This is a genomic window from Pseudomonas sp. GWSMS-1 (assembly GCF_049847425.1).
In the GTDB taxonomy this organism is placed as follows: domain Bacteria; phylum Pseudomonadota; class Gammaproteobacteria; order Pseudomonadales; family Pseudomonadaceae; genus Aquipseudomonas.
This window is the reverse complement of record NZ_JBMHHV010000005.1, coordinates 3557718-3578178: the sequence shown is the minus strand read 5'-3', so window position 1 is coordinate 3578178 and position 20461 is coordinate 3557718. Positions and strand designations below refer to the sequence as shown.

19 protein-coding genes are annotated in these 20461 nt (G+C 62.1%); 9 read left to right on the top strand and 10 right to left on the bottom strand.

Features of this window, described 5'->3' with window-relative positions; translation table 11 throughout:
* Both ACEPAJ_RS20335 and ACEPAJ_RS20330 read left to right on the top strand, forming a co-directional pair.
* On the top strand, positions 1-1050 hold the full coding sequence (locus tag ACEPAJ_RS20335; RefSeq protein ID WP_425917430.1) for a response regulator: 1050 nt from the start codon (positions 1-3) through the stop codon (positions 1048-1050).
* Positions 1047-2429 carry a sensor histidine kinase gene (locus tag ACEPAJ_RS20330; RefSeq protein WP_425917428.1) on the top strand — a complete coding sequence of 461 codons (1383 nt, stop codon included), beginning with the start codon at positions 1047-1049 and terminating at the stop codon, positions 2427-2429. Before ACEPAJ_RS20335 ends, ACEPAJ_RS20330 begins: the two co-directional genes overlap by 4 nt.
* A 19-nt stretch (positions 2430-2448) precedes the next feature.
* Here the strand turns inward: ACEPAJ_RS20330 and ACEPAJ_RS20325 are convergent, their stop codons facing one another.
* From ACEPAJ_RS20325 to ACEPAJ_RS20300, 6 genes are all read right to left on the bottom strand, one after another.
* A complete protein-coding gene (locus ACEPAJ_RS20325; RefSeq protein ID WP_425917426.1) occupies positions 2449-3096 on the bottom strand; it encodes an ABC-type transport auxiliary lipoprotein family protein in 648 nt (215 codons plus the stop codon).
* On the bottom strand, positions 3093-4010 hold the full coding sequence (locus tag ACEPAJ_RS20320; protein WP_425917424.1) for an MlaD family protein: 918 nt from the start codon (positions 4008-4010) through the stop codon (positions 3093-3095). The genes ACEPAJ_RS20325 and ACEPAJ_RS20320 overlap by 4 nt, the downstream gene beginning before the upstream one ends.
* Positions 4011-4799, bottom strand: a complete 789-nt coding sequence (locus ACEPAJ_RS20315; RefSeq protein WP_425917422.1) for an ABC transporter ATP-binding protein — start codon at positions 4797-4799, stop codon at positions 4011-4013.
* On the bottom strand, positions 4796-5941 hold the full coding sequence (locus ACEPAJ_RS20310; protein WP_425917420.1) for an MlaE family ABC transporter permease: 1146 nt from the start codon (positions 5939-5941) through the stop codon (positions 4796-4798). Before ACEPAJ_RS20310 ends, ACEPAJ_RS20315 begins: the two co-directional genes overlap by 4 nt.
* Before the next feature lie 172 nt (positions 5942-6113).
* Positions 6114-6767, bottom strand: coding sequence for a DUF3313 family protein (locus ACEPAJ_RS20305; RefSeq protein ID WP_425917418.1), 654 nt, complete (start codon positions 6765-6767; stop codon positions 6114-6116).
* 84 nt (positions 6768-6851) lie between these two features.
* The gene (locus tag ACEPAJ_RS20300) at positions 6852-7790 is read right to left on the bottom strand and encodes a class I SAM-dependent methyltransferase (protein WP_425917416.1); all 939 of its coding nucleotides are present in this window, start codon (positions 7788-7790) and stop codon (positions 6852-6854) included.
* Positions 7791-7952: 162 nt separating this feature from the next.
* Between ACEPAJ_RS20300 and ACEPAJ_RS20295 the strand changes: the two genes are divergently transcribed.
* The 3 genes from ACEPAJ_RS20295 (at position 7953) to ACEPAJ_RS20285 (ending at position 10561) form a co-directional block, all read left to right on the top strand.
* A complete protein-coding gene (locus ACEPAJ_RS20295; RefSeq protein ID WP_425917414.1) occupies positions 7953-8555 on the top strand; it encodes a nitroreductase family protein in 603 nt (200 codons plus the stop codon).
* 165 nt (positions 8556-8720) lie between these two features.
* A complete protein-coding gene (locus ACEPAJ_RS20290) occupies positions 8721-10211 on the top strand; it encodes a flavin-containing monooxygenase (RefSeq protein WP_425917412.1) in 1491 nt (496 codons plus the stop codon).
* Between the two features lie 179 nt (positions 10212-10390).
* Positions 10391-10561: a hypothetical protein gene (locus tag ACEPAJ_RS20285; protein WP_425917410.1), complete on the top strand. Its 171-nt coding sequence runs from the start codon at positions 10391-10393 to the stop codon at positions 10559-10561.
* A 104-nt stretch (positions 10562-10665) separates the two neighbouring features.
* On the opposite strand, the gene ACEPAJ_RS20280 is transcribed toward ACEPAJ_RS20285, so the two are convergent.
* Entirely contained in the window at positions 10666-11568 is a 903-nt protein-coding gene (locus tag ACEPAJ_RS20280; protein ID WP_425917408.1) for a LysR family transcriptional regulator, read from the bottom strand.
* A 120-nt stretch (positions 11569-11688) separates the two neighbouring features.
* Here ACEPAJ_RS20280 and ACEPAJ_RS20275 point away from each other — a divergent pair, with 120 nt between their 5' ends.
* The 4 genes from ACEPAJ_RS20275 to ACEPAJ_RS20260 all read left to right on the top strand — a co-directional run bounded on the left by ACEPAJ_RS20275 (position 11689) and on the right by ACEPAJ_RS20260 (position 16568).
* Entirely contained in the window at positions 11689-12942 is a 1254-nt protein-coding gene (locus ACEPAJ_RS20275) for a 3-hydroxyacyl-CoA dehydrogenase NAD-binding domain-containing protein (protein ID WP_425917406.1), read from the top strand.
* The gene (locus ACEPAJ_RS20270; RefSeq protein ID WP_425917404.1) at positions 12939-14729 is read left to right on the top strand and encodes an acyl-CoA dehydrogenase C-terminal domain-containing protein; all 1791 of its coding nucleotides are present in this window, start codon (positions 12939-12941) and stop codon (positions 14727-14729) included. Before ACEPAJ_RS20275 ends, ACEPAJ_RS20270 begins: the two co-directional genes overlap by 4 nt.
* A 70-nt stretch (positions 14730-14799) precedes the next feature.
* Positions 14800-15963, top strand: a complete 1164-nt coding sequence (locus tag ACEPAJ_RS20265) for an iron-containing alcohol dehydrogenase (protein WP_425917402.1) — start codon at positions 14800-14802, stop codon at positions 15961-15963.
* A gap of 161 nt (positions 15964-16124) precedes the next feature.
* Positions 16125-16568, top strand: coding sequence for an acyl-CoA thioesterase (locus tag ACEPAJ_RS20260; RefSeq protein WP_425917400.1), 444 nt, complete (start codon positions 16125-16127; stop codon positions 16566-16568).
* A gap of 118 nt (positions 16569-16686) precedes the next feature.
* Here the strand turns inward: ACEPAJ_RS20260 and ACEPAJ_RS20255 are convergent, their stop codons facing one another.
* The 3 genes from ACEPAJ_RS20255 to fdhD all read right to left on the bottom strand — a co-directional run bounded on the left by ACEPAJ_RS20255 (position 16687) and on the right by fdhD (position 20449).
* Complete coding sequence (locus ACEPAJ_RS20255; protein WP_425917398.1) at positions 16687-17112, bottom strand: glycine zipper domain-containing protein; 426 nt, start codon at positions 17110-17112, stop codon at positions 16687-16689.
* Between the two features lie 176 nt (positions 17113-17288).
* A complete protein-coding gene (locus tag ACEPAJ_RS20250) occupies positions 17289-19610 on the bottom strand; it encodes an FdhF/YdeP family oxidoreductase (protein WP_425917396.1) in 2322 nt (773 codons plus the stop codon).
* Positions 19607-20449: a formate dehydrogenase accessory sulfurtransferase FdhD gene (fdhD, locus tag ACEPAJ_RS20245; RefSeq protein WP_425917394.1), complete on the bottom strand. Its 843-nt coding sequence runs from the start codon at positions 20447-20449 to the stop codon at positions 19607-19609. The genes ACEPAJ_RS20250 and fdhD overlap by 4 nt, the downstream gene beginning before the upstream one ends.
* Positions 20450-20461 lie beyond the last annotated feature (12 nt).

The following is a 20461-nucleotide window of genomic DNA, read 5'->3' as shown; positions in this document are numbered from 1 at the left end:
ATGTCAGCCTGTATTTTGTGCATCGAAGATGAGGCCACGTTGCTGGGCGACTTGGTTGATGAGTTGAACGCCGCCGGCTACCGGGTGATCGCGGCGAACTCTGCTGAGCAGGCGCTGTTGCAGTTGGAGCAACAACGTCCTGACCTGGTGTTGTGTGATGTCATGCTCGGCGGTGACAGTACCCGTGATGGCTATTTTATCCACCGGTACATCCGTGAACAGCGCCCGGACCTGGCGGATCTACCGTTCATACTCCTCACTGCACTGGGGCAGCGCAACGCCCAGCTGGAAGCCAAGCGTCTGGGTGTCGACGATTATCTGGTTAAACCGGTCGACTACGACATGTTATTGGCCACCGTAGGTTCCCGCCTGGCCCAGGTTGAGCGGTTGCGCGGGTATGCTCGGAGCAATCAGAACCGTTTTATCGAGCACCTGCAGAGCATTTTTTCGCAGTTGCCGGGGGCGGTACTGCTGTGTGACCCGGACGGCCAATTGCTGTATGCAAACCCGAAAGCGCAGCGTCTGGCCCTGGAAGAGGGCATCTGGGCACAGGACAGCCGCGGGCGGCTGAGTTGGCTTGAGGTCAAACCCTCGGCGCTACGAACCTTCCGGCAGTATGCCCAGGAGCTGCATGCGGGGGTGGGCGAGCGCCGCGTGCTGGCGTTGGAGCGCGCGAGCAGTGCTGGCGCCGTGTTCGTCAGCTTACTGAGCCTGGCTCCGGGCACACCGCCACTGTCCGAATCGGCGGGCAACCTGCTGGCGATCTTCTTGTCCAGCGCGCAAAGCCGTTCGCTGCCGGAGTTGGAAACCCTACGGTTGATTTTTGCCCTGACCCCGACTGAAGCGCGAGTTGCGCTGTTGCTGGCGCAAGGCCGGCGTAGCGATGAAGTGGCGCTGGAGTTGGATGTCTCGGCCAGTACTGTGGCCTTTCATCTGCGCAACCTGTTCGCGAAGACCGGGGTTGCTCGTCAGGCGGACCTTGTTGCCTTAGTGCTCAGTGCCGGTTCGGCGCTGCCAGACTTGTCGATGGTCGTAGAGACCACGGCGTGAGCCCGTCGCCCCAGCGCAATCGGCGTGTCCAAGTCATAGCCCTGGCGGCGGTGCTCTGCTTCGCCTCGCTGCTCGGCTATGCACTTTACAAACTCTCCGGCTTGCAGGAGGAACTGCGCACCGATGTCGGTGAAAACATGGTCTGGGCAATGAGTCAGGCGGTCTACCAAAGTGGCCGGCTGTACCAGGCCGCCCTGACGACGCCGCCAACTGTGGCCAGCGATACCGGGCAAATTCTGCACCGCAATCTGCTCAAGGCGCGGCTGGCAATGCTCTCCACGGGCGCGCAGCGCCACTATATGCAGCGACTCGGGGTCTTGCCCGAGTTGATTGAGTGCATGGCTATGCTCGACCAGCCGCAGTTGGATTATGACGGCATCCAGCAGGCCCTGTTGCGGATCAGCAATCAGGTGATGCTCGCCGATCGCGAGTTGATCGGCGCGCAGCGCGATGCTCACCGGCGGCTGATGGTGCAGGTGATGTTTGCGGTGCTCGGGGTGTTACTGGCCGGCGCACTGCTGTGCTGGCAGTTGCTGGGTAGCCTGAGGCGCGCCAACCTTAGCCATGCCGAAGTGGTCCAGCAGCACGAAAAGACTCGCGAGTTGCTGGGTGCCCTGCAGCAAGAGCGGCTGACCACGCTGCGCTACCGTGACTTTGTTTCGCTGATGTCACACCAGTTGCGTACCCCGCTGGCGGTGATCGACTCCAGCGCGCAACGTCTGCTGCGGCAACGGCATGATGGCGACCTGGTACACAACGTCAGTGAGCGTGCACAACGAGTGCGCAAGTCGGTCCAGCAATTGAATCAGCTGATCGGACGGGTGCTAGAAGGGCTGCGCCTCGATGAAGGGGTAGTCGGCGGCAGCGATCTGGGGGCTTTGGAGTTGCTCCGTTGTAACTGGCGCGAGGTGGTCGCGGAAGCGCTTGAGCGCTTTGCTGACTTGGCCGCGCAGCGCTCAGTGGTAATGCACTGGCCGCTTGCTGGCAGCGCGCCGCTGTGGGTCGAGTGTGATCGTATGTGGTGTGTGGAAATTCTCTGCAACCTGTTGTCCAACGCCGACAAGTACAGCCCTGCCATGCAGCCGATCGAAGTGACAGTGGACGTGCGCGAGGACATGCTCTATTGCAGTGTGCGCGACTACGGCCAAGGCATCGCCGAAGAGGAATTAGAGCAAGTGTTCGAGCGCTTTTATCGTAGCGAGAGCACTCAAAGCATCGTTGGTATTGGCCTGGGGCTGGCAATTGCGCGGACACTCGCGCAGTGGCACGGCGGTAGCCTGACGGCGTGCAATGCCAGTCAGGGCGGCGCGTGCTTTACCCTGTGCATACCGCTGTGTGGCCTCGACAGCCCTGCGCCTTTACCGCAATTGGTTACCTAGGGCAGCTTGCAGCAAGTGCTCATCGCGCTGTAACGCTATCGGGTAAGTCACTGTTTATGGCGCGCTGCGCGGCCTGGCCTTGGTTCAGGGTCCATTCCAGTACCTCGCGGGCCAGTTGGTCGCCGGCCTGGCCGAAGGCGTTGACCACGGCCGGCACCGAGGTGTCGCCGGCCACTTGGCTGACGCTGAAACGCTTGCTGGCGATGATGCGCAGGCTGCCGCTTTGCACCAGGCGCGCTTCAAACAGAATGCGGGCGGCGGGACGGCCGTTCTGGTATTCGCTGTGGAATGCGCGCAGGTCGCCGTCCAGTTCCAGGTCGGCGTGCAGGCGGCTGTCATCGCTGCTGACCGCCTTGAGGCGGCCGTCATCAAGGAAGGCATCAACTAGGCGGTCGCGTAGCAGCAGCGGCGCGCGGTCACTCCAGCGTACGCCCTGGTATGCACTGATCTGGTCGCCCGGAGGCACTACAGCAATCCGCGTGCTGTCGAGCAGTTGGCTGCTATGGGGTTTGTTCACCCGCAACGCCCAGTCGGCGCTGGCGTGCTGGCTGGGCAGGCTGCTGGCCGGCAGGCGATAGATGCTCAGCACCTGGCTTTTCGGCAATACCGAGCAGGCGGCCAGGCTGCCGGTCAGCAGCAGGGCGGCGAACAGGCGGAGACGGCTCATGGTTGAAACTCCTTGATGGTTTCGCTGCGCAACAGGTAGCCGGCTGGATCTTCCTCCAGGCGGCGGGCGAAGGAGCGCAGGGCGCTGAGGGTTTCGCGCAGTTCGATAATGGTTGGGCCGAGTTCGGCCACCCCCTGCATGCCACCGTCGAGTGAGCTGCGGTTGTCGACCAGCAGCTGTTCGACGGTGCTGCTGCTGCGCTCCAGTGAGGCCATCAGGCGACTGGCGCTGTCCATCGCGTCGCGGCCCTGGCCGCTGAGCAGCTGGTTGGCGTTGCGCATCAGGTCAGCAGCTTCCTGACTGGCTTTACTCATCTGTTGCAGGGCCTGACGCAGTTCATCGCGCTGGCCGGCGACGCTGGCGCTGGTTTGCTCGATGTTTTCCAGGGTGCGCGAAATACGCCCGACATTCTCGCGGGAGAACAGCTGGTTGGCGCGGTTGAGCAAGCGCGTGACGCTGATTACCAGGTCTTCACCATTGGTCATCAGGCGCGCCAGCGGTGAGCGATCGGCGATGATTACAGGACGTGCGTTGCCCTGGCCTTCGAGTATCGGGCTCTCCGGGGTGCCACCGTGCAGCTGGATCAGCGCCGCGCCGGTAATCCCGGTGATCGACAGGCGGGCGTGGGTGTCCTGCTTGATCGGGGTACTGGCGGTGACACGGATATGCGCGCGGACTTTGCGCGGGTCTTCTGGGTCAAGGCGCAGGCTGATGACATCACCGACTTTGATCCCGCTGTACTGCACCACGCTGCCTTGGGATAGGCCGCTGACGGCCTCATTGAAGATCACGTCATAGTCGCGCAGTTCCTGGTCCGAACTGGCTTGGTTCAGCCACAGGGCAAAGCCCAAAGCAGCCGCAGCCATGAGTACGGTAAACAGGCCAATCAATACGTGGTGGGCACGCGGTTCCATTCAGTTTCTCCCTGGCGCGCCGTTGGCCGCCTGTTCGGCTGCGCGTCCACGCGGGCCGTGAAAGTAGTCGTGAATCCAAGGGTTGTCGGTGGCGGCCACCACGTCCAGGCGGTCGGCCACCAGCACGCGTTTTTCCGCCAGCACGGCGACCCGGTCACAGATGGTGTAGAGCGTGTCGAGATCATGGGTGACCAAGAACACGCTGAGACCCAGGGCATCGCGCAGGGTCAGAATCAGTTGGTCGAAGGCGGCCGCGCCAATCGGATCGAGCCCAGCGGTGGGCTCATCGAGAAACAGAATGTCCGGTTCCAGGGCAAGGGCGCGAGCCAGCGCGGCGCGCTTGATCATGCCGCCAGACAGCTCGGTGGGGTATTTGTCGCCCGCTCCGCGCGGCAGACCGACCAGTGCCAGCTTGACCTGGGCCAGGCGTTCGGCTGCCGGGCGGCTGAGGTTGGCATGTTCGATCAGCGGCAGGGCGACGTTTTCGGTCACCGTCAGTGAGGAAAACAGCGCGCCGCGTTGATACAGCACGCCGAAACGCCGCTCCAGTTGCGAGCGCCGCTCGGGCGGCAGGCTCAGCAGTTCCTCACCGAATACCCGCACGGTGCCGGCGTTGGCGTGGCGCAGGCCAAGAATACTGCGCAATAGCACCGATTTACCGGTGCCCGAACCGCCGACCACACCGAGCACTTCGCCGCGGTACAGGTCCAGATCGAGGTTCTGGTGCACGGTCTGTGCGCCGAAGCGGTTGACCAGATTGCGTACCTCGATAATCGCTTCGCCCGTCACCAGCCCATCTCCATTAGAAACAGCGCCGCCAGGGCATCGAGCACGATCACTACGAAGATCGACTGGACCACGCTGGAGGTGGTGCGCTCGCCCACCGACTGCGCGCTGCCCGTGACCTTGAAGCCTTCCAGGCAGCCGATCACGGCGATCAGGAAGGCAAACAGCGGGGCTTTGGCCATACCAACCAGGAAATGTTTGAGGGCGATGTTTTCCTGCAGCATGGCCAGGTACATGGCCGGCGAGATGTCCAGGCTCAGGGCGCAGACCACCGCCCCGCCAAGGATGCCGCTGAGCATGGCGATAAAGGTCAGGATCGGCAGGGCGATCAGCAGGGCAAACACCCGCGGCAGTACCAGCATCTCCATGGGGCTCAAGCCCAGGGTGCGGATGGCGTCGATTTCCTCGTTGGCCTTCATCGAGCCGATCTGCGCGGTAAACGCACTGGCCGTGCGCCCGGCCATGAGAATGGCCGTAAGCAGCACGCCAAACTCACGCAGGAAGGAGAACGCCACCAGGTCAACCGTGTAGATGCTCGCGCCAAAATCGGCAAGCACCGTGGCACCGAGGAAGGCCACCACCGCGCCAACCAGGAAGGTCAGCAGGGCAACAATGGGCACGGCATTCAGGCCACTCTGCTGCAGGTGGGCGACCAGTGAGGTCATGCGCCAGCGGCTGGGGCGCAGGATGATGGAGGCCATCGCTGCCAGGGTCAGGCCGATAAAGCCAAGTAGCGCGACACCTTGCTGCCAGAGCTCTTCCAGCGCTTGGCCGATCTGCCCAAAGAATTCGCGCCAGGCGGGTATGTGTTTGCCCGGCGCGGCATCACCGGACTCGGCAATGGCGCTGCCCACCGCTTGCAGCAGGGCGCGGCGTTCGCTGGCAAGGCCCGGCGCATCCTTGGCCAGCTGGGCCAGACGCTGGCTGCCTAGCAATTCCACCAGCAACGCGGCACCGGCGGTGTCCAGCGCGCCCAGGTCTTTTAGGTCAATGCTGGCCGCGCTGTGCAAGGTGCCACGCAACTGCAGCACGTCGGCTTCCAGGTGGGCGTAATGTGCCAGCGTCCAGTCGCCACCGATGCGCAAGCCTGAGGGCGCATCCGTGCGGTTGGGTTCAAGCGGCGTGATATAGGGGGCTGTGCTCATGGGCACAGCTTAACCTTGTCGCAGGTGTTACGCCCATATCCACGTGGGGCGTGCATCATCACGCGGGTTCGCTGGGGCCGATTGATCTGCGCCCCCGCGATATCTTTATTAGCGCACGATGGATGAGGGAACCATGGTGCAGCACTGCAGCTGTTGGCTGCAGTGCTGGGCTTCAACGTTTGAAGTCGCGGGCGTCTTTGGCCCAGGTGTCCAGCGCCGGGGTGATGTCATCGAGGCGCAGCTGGGTGCTGTTGTTCTCCAACTGCAGGCCATGGCCTTTGCGCACTACGCGGGCCATCGGTTTGCTGTTGCTGCCATCGATGGCTTCCAGCTCAACATAAATTTCCGTGTTCAGGTCGCGCGTGCCGGCTGCGGTGCTGGCGGCCGCGGCAACCAGGGCAATAGGGATCACTTCATAAACCTTGAGCCCCTCCGGTGAGAGGTTCACCGCGGTGATTGCGCTGCGCAGCACCAGGGTGTCCCGATCGGCCTGCTCGACAATTCGCATGCGTGGTGCCAACTCAAGGCGTATGGCTTGTTGCAGGTAGCTGGCGATGTCATTCAACGTTTGCTGGCTGACCTGCGCGCTGGGTGTGGGTGCGGGGTAGAACAGCGGTTTTTCCACCAGTACCGAGCTGTAATTAGCGAGTTGGAAGTCAGGCGCTACCCAGCGCATCACCGTGGCGCCGCTGGGCGATTGCGTTGGTTGCAGTTGTGAATAGTCGCTGAGAAAGCCCGAATATTGCGAAGGGGTTGGGGTTTTGCTGGCACAACCGGCCAGTAAAACGCTGGCAGACAGGACAAGGCCGAGGGTTTTGAGCGTCATCGCGGTGATCTCATAAGGGCTGGTTGCCTAACTGTAGACCAGCCCTCAACCGTCTCCACTGCGAGATGCTTGCAGGCCCGCGCCCTAGGCTTTGCGGAACACCAAGGCCTTTAGCGCGCTGTCTGGCTGACTGTCGGGGAATTCCGGTGGGTTACTCAGGCGTTCGTGAAAGCGCAGCTCAGGGGCCTCGCTGGCCATGGCTTGGACCAGGTAGTCGGGGCCGATCTCCGGCTCGTTGCTGCAGGCCAGCACCGTGCCATGGGCGTTGAGCAACTCGGGCAGGCGGCGCAGGACTTTTGGGTAGTCTTTGCTGAGCACGAAGCTGCCGCGCTGAAAAGACGGTGGGTCGATGATGATCAGGTCGTAGGGGCCGTACTTGGCCACCTTGCCCCAAGACTTGAACAGGTCATGCCCCAGAAATACCACCTGGCTCAGGTCGTGCTGATTCAGCCGGTGATTGTCGCGGCCACGGCTGAGTGCCGCCTTGGCCATGTCTAGATTGACCACGTGCGTGGCACCACCGGCCAGCGCGGCCACCGAGAAACCGCAGGTGTAGGCGAACAGGTTAAGCACGCGTTTGCCGGCGGCCTGGGTGTGTACCCATTGGCGGCCGTGGCGCATGTCGAGAAACAGCCCGGTGTTCTGCTTGCGGCCCAGATCGAGGCGGTAATGCAGGCCGTGCTCGCAGATGTCCCAGTGCTCAACCGGCTCACCAAGCAGCCACTGTGTGGGGCTTTCGGGCAGGTAGCGCTGCTGTAATAACAGGCTGTGCGCACCGCTTTGTTGCCAGGCCGTGCTCTGGCTGAGGTCCAGCAGCATGGCATTTAGCGCCTGCAGCTCGGCGTCGCTCAGCGGTTTGAACAGGGCGACCAGCAGCACACCTTGCAGCCAATCCACCGTGACTTGCTCAAGGCCCGGCCAGCAGCGCCCGCGGCCGTGAAACAGGCGGCGGGTTTCCTCGGGCGCAGGATTCAGGGCGGTGAGCAGGTGCTGGTGCAGGGTGGCGAGAGCGTCGGGAGTCATGGCTGGCGGTCGGTCAAAGAAGGCGGCGATTTTACAGGCAGCCGACCCGCTCGTGGCGCTGGGATCGTTGTTGTCGATGAATGTTATCGGTAAAGGCGTGTGGTATTCGCCCTGACAGCTGCCTAGCATGAGCGCTTTCCGAGCCATGTTGAAGGTACTCCCATGCATATCGATGAAGCCATTCGCAGCCGCCGCGCCGTCAAAGGCTATGACCCGGCATTCACCCTCAGCAGCGCCGAGAAGGACGAACTGCTGCAACTGGCACTGCTCGCCCCGTCGGCGTTCAATCTGCAACATGTGCGTCTGGTCGAGGTCAGCGACCCGGCCCTGCGTCAGCAGCTGCGTGACGTGGCCTGGGGCCAAGCGCAGGTGACGGATGCCTCGATGTTGGTGGTGGTCTGCGCCCAAATTGATAGCTGGGAGCAAAATGTCGGCCGTGTCTGGGACGGTGCGCCCGAGGAGGTACAGGCCTATATGACCGGTGCTATCGATACCTATTACCGCGATAAACCGCAGGTGCAGCGCGACGAAACCATGCGCAGCTGTGGCTTGCTGGCACAAACACTGATGCTGGCCGCGCGCGGCAAGGGCCTGGACTCCTGCCCAATGGACGGTTTCGATTTCGATGCCGTGGCCAAGCTGATCAATCTGCCGGCCAACCATGTGATTGCCTTGATGGTCGCGGTCGGCAAGAAAACCATCGAGCCGAAACCGCGTATCGGCAAGCTACCGTTTAACGAGGTGGTGCTGCGTAACACCTTCTAATAATCGCTATTGGCGCTCACGCTTCACTCATTAGTGGGCGCCGTCTGCGGTTATTCACAGCCGAAAGATGGGGTGACAAAAGCGCTGCTTGAGGTGACTCTGGCAAGCACGACGGGCTGACAGCGAGTGGCCCCTCGAGCATAAGAAGAAGCCCAAGGAGCCCCCATGTCTGCCGAACACCTGGATGTTTTGATCATTGGCGCTGGCCTGTCCGGCATCGGTGCGGCCTACCATCTGATGACCCATTGCCCCGGCAAGCGCTTCGCCATCCTCGAAGGCCGGCCAGCGCTGGGCGGCACCTGGGACTTGTTTCGTTATCCGGGTATCCGTTCCGATTCGGACATGTTCACCCTCGGCTACAACTTCAAACCCTGGACCAACCCGCAGGCCATCGCTGACGGCCCGTCGATCCGCCGTTATATCGAGGAGACCGCCCAGGAAAACGGCATTCAGGAAAAAATTCGATTTCAGCACCGGGTGCTCAAGGCCGACTGGTGCAGCGAGCGTGCCATCTGGACTCTGCAGGTGCAGCGTGGCGAGGACGCTGAACCGCTCAAAATCAGCTGCCAACACCTGCTGATGTGCACCGGTTATTACCGTTACGAGGCGGGCTACACCCCTGAATTCAAAGGCCGTGAACAGTTCCAGGGGGTGTTTATTCATCCGCAGTTATGGCCGGAGAATTTCGACTACAGCGGAAAAAACATCGTGGTGATCGGCAGCGGTGCGACGGCCGTCACTCTGGTACCGGCGATGACCGATAAGGCCAAGCACGTGACTATGCTGCAACGCTCGCCGAGCTATGTGGTGAGCCTGCCGCAGGGCGATCCGCTTTCCGCCTTCCTGCGCCGCTTTCTGCCGCAAGCCTGGGTTTACCGGCTGGCCCGCACGCGCAATGTGGCCATGCAGATGGCTTTCTACAGCCTCGCCAAAGTCTGGCCCAGCCTGGTGCGCAAGTTGCTGCTGGGGCTGGCTAAGCGCCAGCTCGGCGCGGATTTCGACATGCGCCATTTCAGCCCGCGCTACAAACCTTGGGATGAGCGGGTGTGTGTCGTACCCAATGGTGACTTGTTCACGGTGCTGCGAGAAGGCAAAGCCTCGGTAGTGACCGAGCACATTGATGGTCTTACCGCTAAGGGCATCCGCCTGAAAACCGGTGAGGAGCTGCCCGCGGATGTGATCATCAGTGCCACAGGGTTGGAGTTGCAGCTGTTCGGCGGCATACAGGTGGCGGTGGATGGCGTGCCCTTTGAGGCGGCCGAGAGCATGGGTTATCGCGGCATTATGCTGCGTGATCTGCCGAATGTTGCGGTGGTACTGGGTTACACCAACGCCAGCTGGACGCTCAAGGCGGACCTTTCCAGCGAGTATTACTGCCGCCTGATCAACCACATGGACGCCACCGGTATGCGCCAGTGCACGCCGCGCGATCCGGCGCGGCAGGTCAACGCGGCGCCGTTCCTCGACCTGGCTTCGGGCTATATCCAGCGTGCGGTCGGCAAGATTCCCAGTCAGGGCGACCGCGCCCCCTGGAAGCTCTACCAAAACTACCTGCTGGATTTGGCGCTGCTGCGCTATGGCAAGGTTGAGGACGATTACCTGGTGTTCAGCTCAGCGCGGGTCGATCCAGCCAATACCAGCGCCACAGCGGTCTAAACTCAATGGCAATGTAAGCCAAACGCTATAACTCGATGGTGCGTTATGCCTACAGAGATGTGGCTTGATACCGCTTTAGTTGCTGGCATTTAGCCGTTATTATTTCGGCTGTGTTGACGAACGAATGGCCGGGCGTGCCGGGTTGTTGTTGCAGAAAACGCCTTTAGAGGATGAGTGGAATGGAATCGATTCAGCAAGAACAACGCTATCTACCCGAGCTGCGGGCTTATATAGACCAGCTGCTGGCCAAGGGCTGGGTGATTGCCGAGCGTAATCCGTTGACTCTACAGTCCGGTCGCAAGAGCTACAGGGTCATGCACGGCATGTTGATTGGTGACGGTACGTTCTAGACTTGGTCAAGGTTTCCCAGGCCGCTGCTGATCATCGCTGATCGGCAGCGGCCTTTTTTCTGGCCATCGTCTTTATCTACCGGCGTTATTGCGCTACAGGCGGCTCAGTGAGGCTGGGCAATGGCGCTGATCTGCTCGATCAACCAATGCAGCGCCGGGTCGCGCTGGCGTTGGGCCAGGCTGATGATCTCCAAGTGAAACGGGCCGAGGGCAAACGGCAGCTCGAATAACTGCAACGGCAGCAGGCGGGCAAAGTGGCGCGCCAGTTGAGTCGGCAGCACCGCCGCCAGCTCGCTGCTGGCAACCACGTGCGCGGCCTGCAGGTAGTTGGGCGTGCTGTAGAGGATCTCCCGGCACAGGCCCTGTTCGCCCAGCCACTGGTCAACCATGCCGCGAGTCTGGCCGCCGTGGACCCATAGATGGCGCAGTTGCAGGAAGGCCGGTAGATCCATGGGGCCGGTCGCCAGCGGATGATCACGGCGCACCGCCAGTTGCAGGGTTTCGCTCATCCAGTGCTGCCGAGCAAAGCGCGCCGGCATTTCTTCGAAGCGGCCCACGACCACGTCCAGCTCACCTTTATCCAACGCTTCGGCTGGTAGGTTTGGTGTGAGGTGGCGGATGTCGATGCGCATGCCGGGTGCTTGCTGGCTGAGCTGCTCCAGTAATCGCGGCATACAGATCAATTCGACGTAATCAGTGACCGCGATATTGAAGTGCTGCCGGCTGCTGGCCGGGTCGAACACCTCGCCGGCGTTTAGGCTCTGCTCGATCTGCTGCAGCGCAGCGCGTATCGGTGTCTCCAGTGCCTGCGCTCGCGGTGTCGGTTGCATGCTGCGGCCAACCCGGACTAACAGCGGGTCATCGAGCAGCTCGCGCAGGCGGCCCAAGGCGTTACTCACGGCGGGTTGGCTCAGCGCCAAACGCTCGGCTGCGCGAGACACATTCTGCTCGCGCATCAGTGCATCGAACACGCGCAGGAGGTTGAGGTCGAAGGTTGAGATATTCATATGCTGAATACGACTTATCACAAGACTAAATTTCAAAAATAGTAACGCCTTGCCTATGGTGGCAGACGAATTTATTTCGCCCGCGCGGGTTTTCTGTCACCGCCACTAAGAGGATTGGCCATGAGCAAGGTAGTCAGCATTCAGCAGGTCGCCGTGATCGGCGCCGGAACCATGGGCCGCGGTATTGTCATGAGCCTGGCCAACGCCGGGCTTCAGGTGCTGTGGCTGGACAACAACCCTCAAATGCTCGAACAGGCCATGGCTGTGGTGGCCGAGACCAATGCGCATAACCTCAAGCTCGGGCGGATCAGCGCCGAACAGGCGGCCGCACGGCTGGCCTGCGTTACTCCGGTGGGCGAGTACGCCGCGCTGGCCGATGTCGACCTGGTGATTGAGGCGGTGTACGAGAACCTCGAACTCAAGCAGCAGATCTTCCGCACCCTCGACGCTACCCTGAAGCCGGGCGCGATACTCGCCAGCAACACTTCAGCATTGGATATCGACGCGATTGCCGCTGTGACCAAGCGCCCCGAGCAGGTGCTGGGCCTGCATTTCTTCAGCCCGGCGCACATCATGAAACTGCTGGAAATCGTCCGTGGTGGGCAAACTTCCCCTGCGGTGCTGGACGCGGCTGTGGCCCTGGGCCAGCGCATCGGCAAAGTCAGCGTGGTGGCCGGCAACTGCGATGGCTTTATCGGCAACCGCATGCTGCACACCTATGTGCGTGAGGCGCGCATGCTGCTGCTCGAAGGCGCCTATCCGCATCAGGTGGATGCCGCGTTGCAGGGCTTCGGCTTCGCCATGGGGCCGTTTCGCATGTACGACGTGGTCGGCATCGATCTGGAATGGCGCGCCCGCGAGCTGGCCGGTCAAGGCCAGGATGATCCGACTGTGCAGGTGGATAACCGTCTGTGCAGCCTCGGCCGTTTCGGCCAGAAGGTACGCATGGGTTATTACCTCTACGCCGAAGGCAGCCGCCAGGCCGAGCACGACCCTGAGGTGGATGCGCTGGTGCTGCAGGTGTCCGAGCAGCTAGGCTTTGTCCGCCGCGAGATTGGCCCTGAGGAAAACCTCGAACGCTGCCTGCTGGCGCTGATCAACGAGGGCGCGAAAATCCTCGAAGAAAATATCGCCGCCAATAGCCACGACATCGACCTGGTCTACCTCAACGGTTACGGCTTCCCGGCCGACAAGGGCGGGCCGATGAGCTGGGCTGACAGTCAGGGTGTGGCCGATATTCTGGTGCGTTTGCAGCACCTGCAAACGCACTTCGGTCAACACTGGCAGCCGGCTGCATTGATCGCCAAGCTCGCTGCCAGCGGTAAGCGTTTTGCTGACGTGCGGGTTTCCGACGTGCAGGAGGGCCGGGTATGAGCTATCAAGCCCCGCTGCGTGATATGCGCTTTGTGTTGCACGAACTGTTTGATATCAGCAGCCACTGCGAGCTGCTCGGTAACGGTCTTGATCGCGAGTTGATCGACGGCGTGCTGGAAGAGGGCGCGCGTTATACCGCCGAGGTGGTGGCGCCGTTGAATCGCAACAGTGACGAACAGGGTTGTCAGCTGAGTGACGGCCAGGTGAGCACGCCGGACGGCTTTGCCGAGGCCTATCAGCAATACGTTGATAACGGCTGGGCGAGCATGACCGGGCCGAGCGAGTACGGTGGCCAGGCGCTGCCGCAGATGCTCGCGTGCAACTTCCACGAGATGCTGATGGGCGCTTCGCTGTCGTTCCGCGTGTATTCCGGGCTGACCGAGGGTGCGGTGCTGGCGCTGTACAAACATGGCAGCGAAACGCTGAAAGACACTTACCTGCATAAGCTGGTTAGTGGCCAATGGGCCGGCACCATGTGCCTCACCGAGCCGCAGGCCGGCACCGACCTGGCCTTGCTGCGTACCAAGGCCGAGCCGCAAGCCGACGGCAGCTTCAAGGTCAGCGGCAGCAAGATTTTTATCAGCGGCGGCGAGCAGGACCTTTCGGAAAACATCATTCATCTGGTGCTGGTGCGTCTGCCGGATGCGCCAGCCGGGGTGAAGGGTATCAGCCTGCTGCTGGTGCCGAAATTTATCGCCGCTGTCGACGGCACGCCGGGCGCGCGCAACGCGCTGTCCTGTGGGGCCATCGAGCACAAGATGGGCATCAAGGGCGCGTCCACCTGCGTGATGAACTTCGACGGCGCCACCGGCTGGCTGATTGGCGAAGCCAACCAGGGCCTGGCCTGCATGTTCACCATGATGAACGACGCACGCTTTCAGGTCGGTTTGCAGGGCTTGGGCATTGGCGAAGCAGCCTTCCAGGGCGCGCTGCGTTATGCCCGTGAGCGCCTGCAGTCGCGTGCCCTGAGTGGTCCGGCCGAGCCGGGCAAGGCGGCAGACCCGATCATCGTTCACCCTGATGTGCGGCGCATGCTGCTGACGCAAAAGAGCCTGGTCGAAGGCAGCCGTATGCTCGCTGCTTACTGCGCGCGCCAGCTCGACCTTGAGCACGGCCATCCGGACGCCGCCGCACGCAAGGCCGCCAGCAAGCGCGCGGCGCTACTGATCCCGATCGTCAAAGCCTTCTTTACCGACATGGGCCAGGAAGTCGCCAGCCACGCCGTGCAGGTGTACGGCGGCCACGGTTTCATCCGCGAGTGGGGCATCGAGCAACTGATGCGCGACAGCCGCATTACCCAACTCTACGAAGGTACCAACGGCATTCAGGCGCTGGACTATATTCGCCGCAAGGTGCTCGGTGACGGCGGTGCCGAACTGTCGGCGTTGCAGGCCGAATTCAGCGAGCTATGCGATGCCCAGGTTGGTCGCCCGGCAATGGCCGCGCTGGCCAAAAGTGTGCAGGCACGTCTGGGCGAGTGGCGCGAACTGAGCAGTGAGGTGATTGCTGCCAGCCAGCGCGATGTGCAGGAGATCGGCGCGATGTCGGTGGATTTCCTCCAGTATTCGGCCTATGTGCTGCTGGCCGGCTTCTGGCTGCAGGCTGCAGCGCGGGCGCAGGATGCCCTGGAAGCTGGCAGCGGTGAGGCCGCCTTCTATCAGGCCAAGCTGCAGTGCGCCGATTTCTACCTGCGCCGGGTGTTGCCGCGGGCCAGCGCCCATCGCGAGTCCTTGCTGGGCGGTGCCGACTGCCTGATGGCCATGGATGAGGCGAGTTTCGCCTTCTGACCGAAGCGCGTAGCGTGGGTGCAATCCACGCTGCTGCGCGAGCCATTTATTACAACAAGAGGATCACCCCATGCTGCCCTTTAGCTTTGCCACCACCGCGCAGATTCTTTGCGTGATCGGCGCGTCGCGGCGCTTGGCTGACCTTTGCCGCGAGCGCGGCGCGCAGCGGGTGCTGATCATCACTGATCCGGGTATCAGCAAACTCGGCCTGCTCGGCGAGGTGCTGCCGGGCTTTGTCCGTACCGAGCTGACGGTCGAGGTATTTGATCAGGTGGTCGCCGATCCGCCCGAGGCCATTCTGCTGGCGGCAGTGGAGCAGGCCAAGGCGCTCAAGGCGCAGCTGATTGTCGGCTTTGGCGGCGGCAGTTCGATGGATGTGGCCAAGCTGGTGGCGCTGCTGGCTCATCCCGACTGCGGCCAAGAGTTGGCGCAGATCTACGGCGTCGGCAATGCCCGGGGGCAGCGCCTGCCGCTGATCCTCGTGCCGACCACCGCCGGCACCGGTTCGGAAGTCACGCAGATTTCCATTATCACTACCGGTGCAACCACCAAGATGGGCGTTGTTTCGCCGTTGCTGCTACCGGACCTGGCGCTGCTCGATGCCGAACTAACCCTCGGCTTGCCGCCGGCAGTTACCGCTGCCACAGGTATCGACGCCATGGTCCATGCCATCGAGGCTTACACCAGTGCGCTGAAAAAGAATCCGCTGTCCGACCTGTTGGCGCGCGAGGCACTGCGCCTACTGGCGGCCAATCTGGATGAAGTGGTGCACAACGGTGGCAATCGCGAAGCGCGACAGGCCATGCTGCTGGGTTCCTGCCTAGCCGGTCAGGCGTTTGCCAATGCGCCGGTGGCGGCGGTGCATGCGCTGGCCTATCCGTTGGGCGGACACTTCCATATTCCCCACGGTCTGAGTAACGCTTTGGTGCTGCCGCATGTGCTGGGCTTCAACGCCAATGCGGCCGCGCCGCTGTATGCCGAGCTGGCACCGCTGGTGCTGGGTGAGCAGCTGCGCGCCGGCAGCGTGTTGCAACAGACCGAGCAGTTTATCGGCGCAATGGCCGATTTCAGTGCGCGCAGTGGCCTGCCGTCGCGTCTGCGCGATGCCGGTGTGCCGCAAGACATGCTGCCGACCCTGGCCCGTGACGCCATGCAGCAACAGCGCCTGCTGGTGAATAACCCGAAGGAAATGACCGAGACCCATGCACTGGCCATCTACCAGGTGGCCTATTAAGACCGCTTGGTGCCTGTAAGTGTTCTCGACTTGTAGCAGCGGCCTTGGCCGCGATTGGTGGTCAAGGCACTACGGAAATTCGCGGGCAAGCCGGAGTGCCGCCCAGCCGTTCCTACAAAAGCATGGATGTTTGTGTTTTCCGCTAACTTCAAGGACTCCAAATGAGCCAGCCCCAACACCTGCGCAGCGATTACCGGCACTTCCAGCCGATCACCACGCGCTGGCACGACAACGATGTCTACGGCCATGTAAACAACGTCACCTACTACAGCTTCTTCGACAGTGCGGTGAACACCTACCTGATCGAAGTCGGTGGCTTGGATATTCATAACGGTGCTGTAGTGGGTTTTGTGGTCAGCTCCAGCTGCGACTACTTCGCCTCCATCGCCTTCCCGGAGCGGATTGAGATCGGCCTGCGGGTCGGCAAACTGGGCAACAGTTCGGTGCAGTACGAGCTGGCGGTGTTCAAGGAGGGCGAGGATGAAGCCTGCGCGGCTGGACGTTTCGTGCATGTCTTTGTTGATCGCAGCAGCAATCGCCCGCTGAGCATTCCCGAAAACCTGCGCGCGGCGCTGATGGTGTTGTTGATCGAGCCGGCTGCCTAGGCGGCGCTTTAGCGGTGACCTTCTACGCTGCAGTCGCGGCTAAACGGCGTATCGCCCAGCCCCACACATACGTAAAAAGCCGCTGTTAGGCGGCTTTTTTGCGGTCAGTAGTCGGCGCTTAGTCGTGCTTATGCTTTTTATGCTTCTTGTGTTTCTTGCCGTTGTAATGGCCGCGATCACGCTCGCTGCCGCCGGCGTATTCATTGGCTAAAGCGCCACCGGCTGCGCCACCCAAGCCAGCACCAATGGTCGAACCGGTGCTGCCGCCGACCTTGTTACCCAATACGGAGCCACCGGCGGCGCCCAGGCCACCGCCGAGTGCGGCTTCGGTCTTGTTGCCATCGCGGGCGGTCACTACGCCGCCCGCTGCGCCACCTAAACCTGCGCCGATGGCTGCGCCTGTGCTGCCGCCGACCTGTTGGCCGATCACATTGCCTAAAGCGCCGCCAAGGCCGCTGCCGATGGCAACTTTACCGGTATCACCCGCCAAGACGAGTGGGGAGGCGAGGGCGCTGAACAACACCACAGAAAATAATGTACGCATACGGCAGACCTTCTTAAATATAGGGGCAGACGGTTTTTAACTCACTGATTTTTCAGGGCAATAAAGCCGTACCGCAGCCACGTTATACCGTGTTTGCGGTATGGCTTTAGAGCTTATTTTTCCGAAAAATTCCCTGCCGTTGGTCGCCGTTGTGATCGCCGCCACACAACCCGCGATTAAAGAATGCGTGCCTCGGCGTGATGCGCCTGCAGGCGGATCGCCACGTACTTCGAGGTTGGGGTGAAACTGCCCGCGCCAAAGCTCTGCAGCGGCACCAGCGGATTGGCCTCCGGGTAGTAAGCCGCCGCCTGGCCAGCGGGAATATCGAAAGCCAGCAGGGTGAAGCCAACGACCTTGCGCTCAATGCCGTCATCCCAAATGGACTGAATATCGACCTTTTGCCCCGGCTGAAAGCCCAGGCGCAGGATGTCGGCTTCGTTGACGAACAGCACCTGCCGCTGGCCTTTGACCCCACGGTAGCGGTCATCCAGGCCATAAATGGTGGTGTTGTACTGGTCGTGCGAGCGCAGGGTTTGCAGGATCAGGTCCGGCGTCTGCCCGGTGTTGCGCACCTGCGGTGGCAGCAGGTCGGTGGGCAGTGGGTTGGCCTTGAAGTTGGCCTTGTGGTTGGCGGTCAGCCAGCGGCGTTCGCCGGCCGCATTGCCCAGGTAGAAACCACCGGGGTGCTGCACGCGCTGGTTAAAGTCGCTGAAGCCAGGGATGGTGTCGGCAATCAGGTTGCGGATGCGGCTGTAGTCAGCAATCAGTGCCTCCCACTCCACGGGATGGTTGCCCAGGGTGGCTTTGGCGATACCGGCAATGATCGCCGGCTCCGAACGCATCTGTGGCGACAGCGGTTCAAGCTGGCCGTAGGAGGCGTGGATCATGCTGAATGAGTCTTCCACGGTCACGGCTTGCGGGCCGTCGGCCTGGTGATCGATGTCGGTGCGGCCGAGGCACGGCAGAATCAGCGCATCCGTGCCGGTGGTCAGGTGGCTGCGGTTGAGCTTGGTGCTGATCTGCACGGTCAGCGCGCAGCGACTCAGCGCTACATGGCTGCGTGGGCTGTCCGGGGTAGCTTGGGCGAAGTTGCCGCCCAGGCCGATGAATACCTTGGCTTGGCCATCAAGCATGGCGTTGATCGCCTCGACGGTGTTGTGGCCCTGCGCACGCGGAACCTGAAACTGAAAGCGCTGCTCCAGTGCATCGAGAAACGCCGCGGCTGGCCGTTCATTGATGCCCATGGTGCGGTCGCCCTGCACGTTGCTGTGGCCGCGCACCGGGCACAGGCCTGCACCGGGCCGCCCGAGGTTGCCGCGCAATAGCTGCAGGTTGACGATCTCCTGGATGGTCGCGACCGAGTTGTGGTGCTGGGTGATGCCCATGGCCCAGCAGATGATCACCCGTTCAGCGCGGCGGTAGAGCAGGGCGGCATGCTGCAAATCATCCAGGCTCAGGCCGGATTGCTCGACCAGCGACTCCCAGCTGCTGGCATCCAGCAGTGCCAGGTAGTCATCCATGCCGTCTGTGTGTTCGGCAATAAACGCCAGGTCAAACACGGCTGGCTCGCCGTTGGCCAGCGCTTCGCGATGCCACTGCAGGAGGAATTTGGCCATGCCGCGCAGAGCCGCTAAATCACCGCCCAGGGCCGGGCGGAAGAACGCGGTGTTCAACGGCTCGGAGCCGTTGGTGAGCATTTCCAGGGCGTCTTGCGGATGCTGAAAACGCTCCAGCCCGCGCTCTTTTAGCGGGTTAAAACACACCACCTGGGCGCCACGTTTGACCGCCTCACGCAGCGGTTCGAGCATGCGCGGGTGGTTGGTGCCGGGGTTTTGCCCGAGCACGAAGATCGCATCGCTGTGTTCAAAGTCGGCAAAGGTCACGCTGCCCTTGCCTACGCCGACGCTCTGGCCGAGGGCCACGCCGCTGGCTTCGTGGCACATGTTTGAGCAGTCAGGGAAGTTGTTGCTGCCAAAGGCGCGGACGAACAGCTGATACAAGTAGGCCGCTTCGTTGCTGGCGCGGCCGGAGGTGTAGAACTCAGCCTGGTTGGGGCTTTCCAGCTGTTTCAGGTGCTCGGCGATCAGGGCAAAGGCGGCGTCCCAACTAACCGGCAGGTAATGATCGCTGGCGGCGTCATAGCGCATCGGCTCAGTCAGACGACCCTGGTATTCAAGCCAGTAATCGCTCTGTTCACGCAACTGGCTGACGCTGTAACGGGCGAAGAAGGCGGCATCCACGCGGCGTTTGGTGGCTTCCCAGTTGACCGCTTTGGCGCCGTTCTCACAAAACTTGATGTGGCCGTCTTCCGGCGAATCGCCCCAGGCGCAGCCGGGGCAGTCAAAGCCACCATGCTGATTGGTCTTGAGCAGGGCCCGGAGGTTTTTGAACGGCTGCTTACTGTCCAGCCAGAAGTGCGTGACGCTGCGCAGTGCGCCCCAGCCGGCAGCGGCGCCTTTGTAAGGTTGATAGCGTGGTTTTATCGGTTGCAGGCTCATGGCTGTTTGGCTCCGGGCGCTGCAGGGCTATAAACCCGTGGTGCGCTCTGCTGGGGAATGTGGATCAGGTTGAGGTTGTGCTGACGTGCCCACTGCACGCTCAGGCTGGTCGGTGCGGAAAGGCTGACCAGGGTGCCGATACCCGCGCGCAACGCCTTGTGGATCAGCTCCAGGCTGCAGCGGCTGGTGACCACGGCAAAGCCCAGGCGCAGGTCTTCACCGTTGCGATGGAGGGCGCCGAGCAGCTTGTCGAGGGCGTTATGCCGGCCGATGTCTTCGCGGCACAGGCGGATCTGCCCCTGAGCATCGACAAACAATGCCGCGTGCACGGCGCCGCTGTGGCGAGCCAGAGTCTGTACTGTTTGAATCCGTTGGCGCAGGCCCTGCAGGTGAGCCGGCGCGGGCAGTGGGCTGGGCGGCAGGTTTTGCAGCTGCGGCAGCGCCTGTTCCAGTGCTTCGACCCCGCACAGGCCGCAACCGCTGTTACCGGCTAAGGTGCGGCGCTGCTGCTTGAGCGCCCAGAAGGCGCGGTTACTGACCTGCACGTCAGCGCTGATGGCGCTGTCGTGCTGTTGGAGGCTGATGTCGTAGATGTCATCGAGCGAATCGATCAGGCCGGCGCTCAGGCTGAAGCCGTAGATAAAGTCTTCTAGATCGCTGGGCGAAACCATCATCACGCTGTGGCTGATGCCGTTGTAGCTGATCGCCAAGGCGGCCTCGCTGGCCAGTGCGGCCGCGCCTTCCAGCGGTTCGTTTGCCAGTTCGACATAGCTGTAAGTGGGCGCAGGCACTGGCGCGGCATTCGCTTGCTGGGCGCTGAGTGGAGCGTGGCGTGGCATGGGCAGAGCTTC

What these genes read in the sequence shown, in the direction of transcription:
- ACEPAJ_RS20300 (WP_425917416.1), bottom strand. Translation starts at nt 7,790, where the DNA reads ATGACTCCCGACGCTCTCGCCACCCTGCACCAGCACCTGCTCACCGCC.
- ACEPAJ_RS20280 (WP_425917408.1), bottom strand. Translation starts at nt 11,568, where the DNA reads ATGAATATCTCAACCTTCGACCTCAACCTCCTGCGCGTGTTCGATGCA.
- ACEPAJ_RS20275 (WP_425917406.1), top strand. Translation starts at nt 11,689, where the DNA reads ATGAGCAAGGTAGTCAGCATTCAGCAGGTCGCCGTGATCGGCGCCGGA.
- fdhD (WP_425917394.1), bottom strand. Translation starts at nt 20,449, where the DNA reads ATGCCACGCCACGCTCCACTCAGCGCCCAGCAAGCGAATGCCGCGCCA.
- ACEPAJ_RS20260 (WP_425917400.1), top strand. Translation starts at nt 16,125, where the DNA reads ATGAGCCAGCCCCAACACCTGCGCAGCGATTACCGGCACTTCCAGCCG.
- ACEPAJ_RS20305 (WP_425917418.1), bottom strand. Translation starts at nt 6,767, where the DNA reads ATGACGCTCAAAACCCTCGGCCTTGTCCTGTCTGCCAGCGTTTTACTG.
- ACEPAJ_RS20270 (WP_425917404.1), top strand. Translation starts at nt 12,939, where the DNA reads ATGAGCTATCAAGCCCCGCTGCGTGATATGCGCTTTGTGTTGCACGAA.
- ACEPAJ_RS20325 (WP_425917426.1), bottom strand. Translation starts at nt 3,096, where the DNA reads ATGAGCCGTCTCCGCCTGTTCGCCGCCCTGCTGCTGACCGGCAGCCTG.
- ACEPAJ_RS20265 (WP_425917402.1), top strand. Translation starts at nt 14,800, where the DNA reads ATGCTGCCCTTTAGCTTTGCCACCACCGCGCAGATTCTTTGCGTGATC.
- ACEPAJ_RS20250 (WP_425917396.1), bottom strand. Translation starts at nt 19,610, where the DNA reads ATGAGCCTGCAACCGATAAAACCACGCTATCAACCTTACAAAGGCGCC.
- ACEPAJ_RS20295 (WP_425917414.1), top strand. Translation starts at nt 7,953, where the DNA reads ATGCATATCGATGAAGCCATTCGCAGCCGCCGCGCCGTCAAAGGCTAT.
- ACEPAJ_RS20320 (WP_425917424.1), bottom strand. Translation starts at nt 4,010, where the DNA reads ATGGAACCGCGTGCCCACCACGTATTGATTGGCCTGTTTACCGTACTC.
- ACEPAJ_RS20335 (WP_425917430.1), top strand. Translation starts at nt 1, where the DNA reads ATGTCAGCCTGTATTTTGTGCATCGAAGATGAGGCCACGTTGCTGGGC.
- ACEPAJ_RS20290 (WP_425917412.1), top strand. Translation starts at nt 8,721, where the DNA reads ATGTCTGCCGAACACCTGGATGTTTTGATCATTGGCGCTGGCCTGTCC.
- ACEPAJ_RS20255 (WP_425917398.1), bottom strand. Translation starts at nt 17,112, where the DNA reads ATGCGTACATTATTTTCTGTGGTGTTGTTCAGCGCCCTCGCCTCCCCA.
- ACEPAJ_RS20285 (WP_425917410.1), top strand. Translation starts at nt 10,391, where the DNA reads ATGGAATCGATTCAGCAAGAACAACGCTATCTACCCGAGCTGCGGGCT.
- ACEPAJ_RS20310 (WP_425917420.1), bottom strand. Translation starts at nt 5,941, where the DNA reads ATGAGCACAGCCCCCTATATCACGCCGCTTGAACCCAACCGCACGGAT.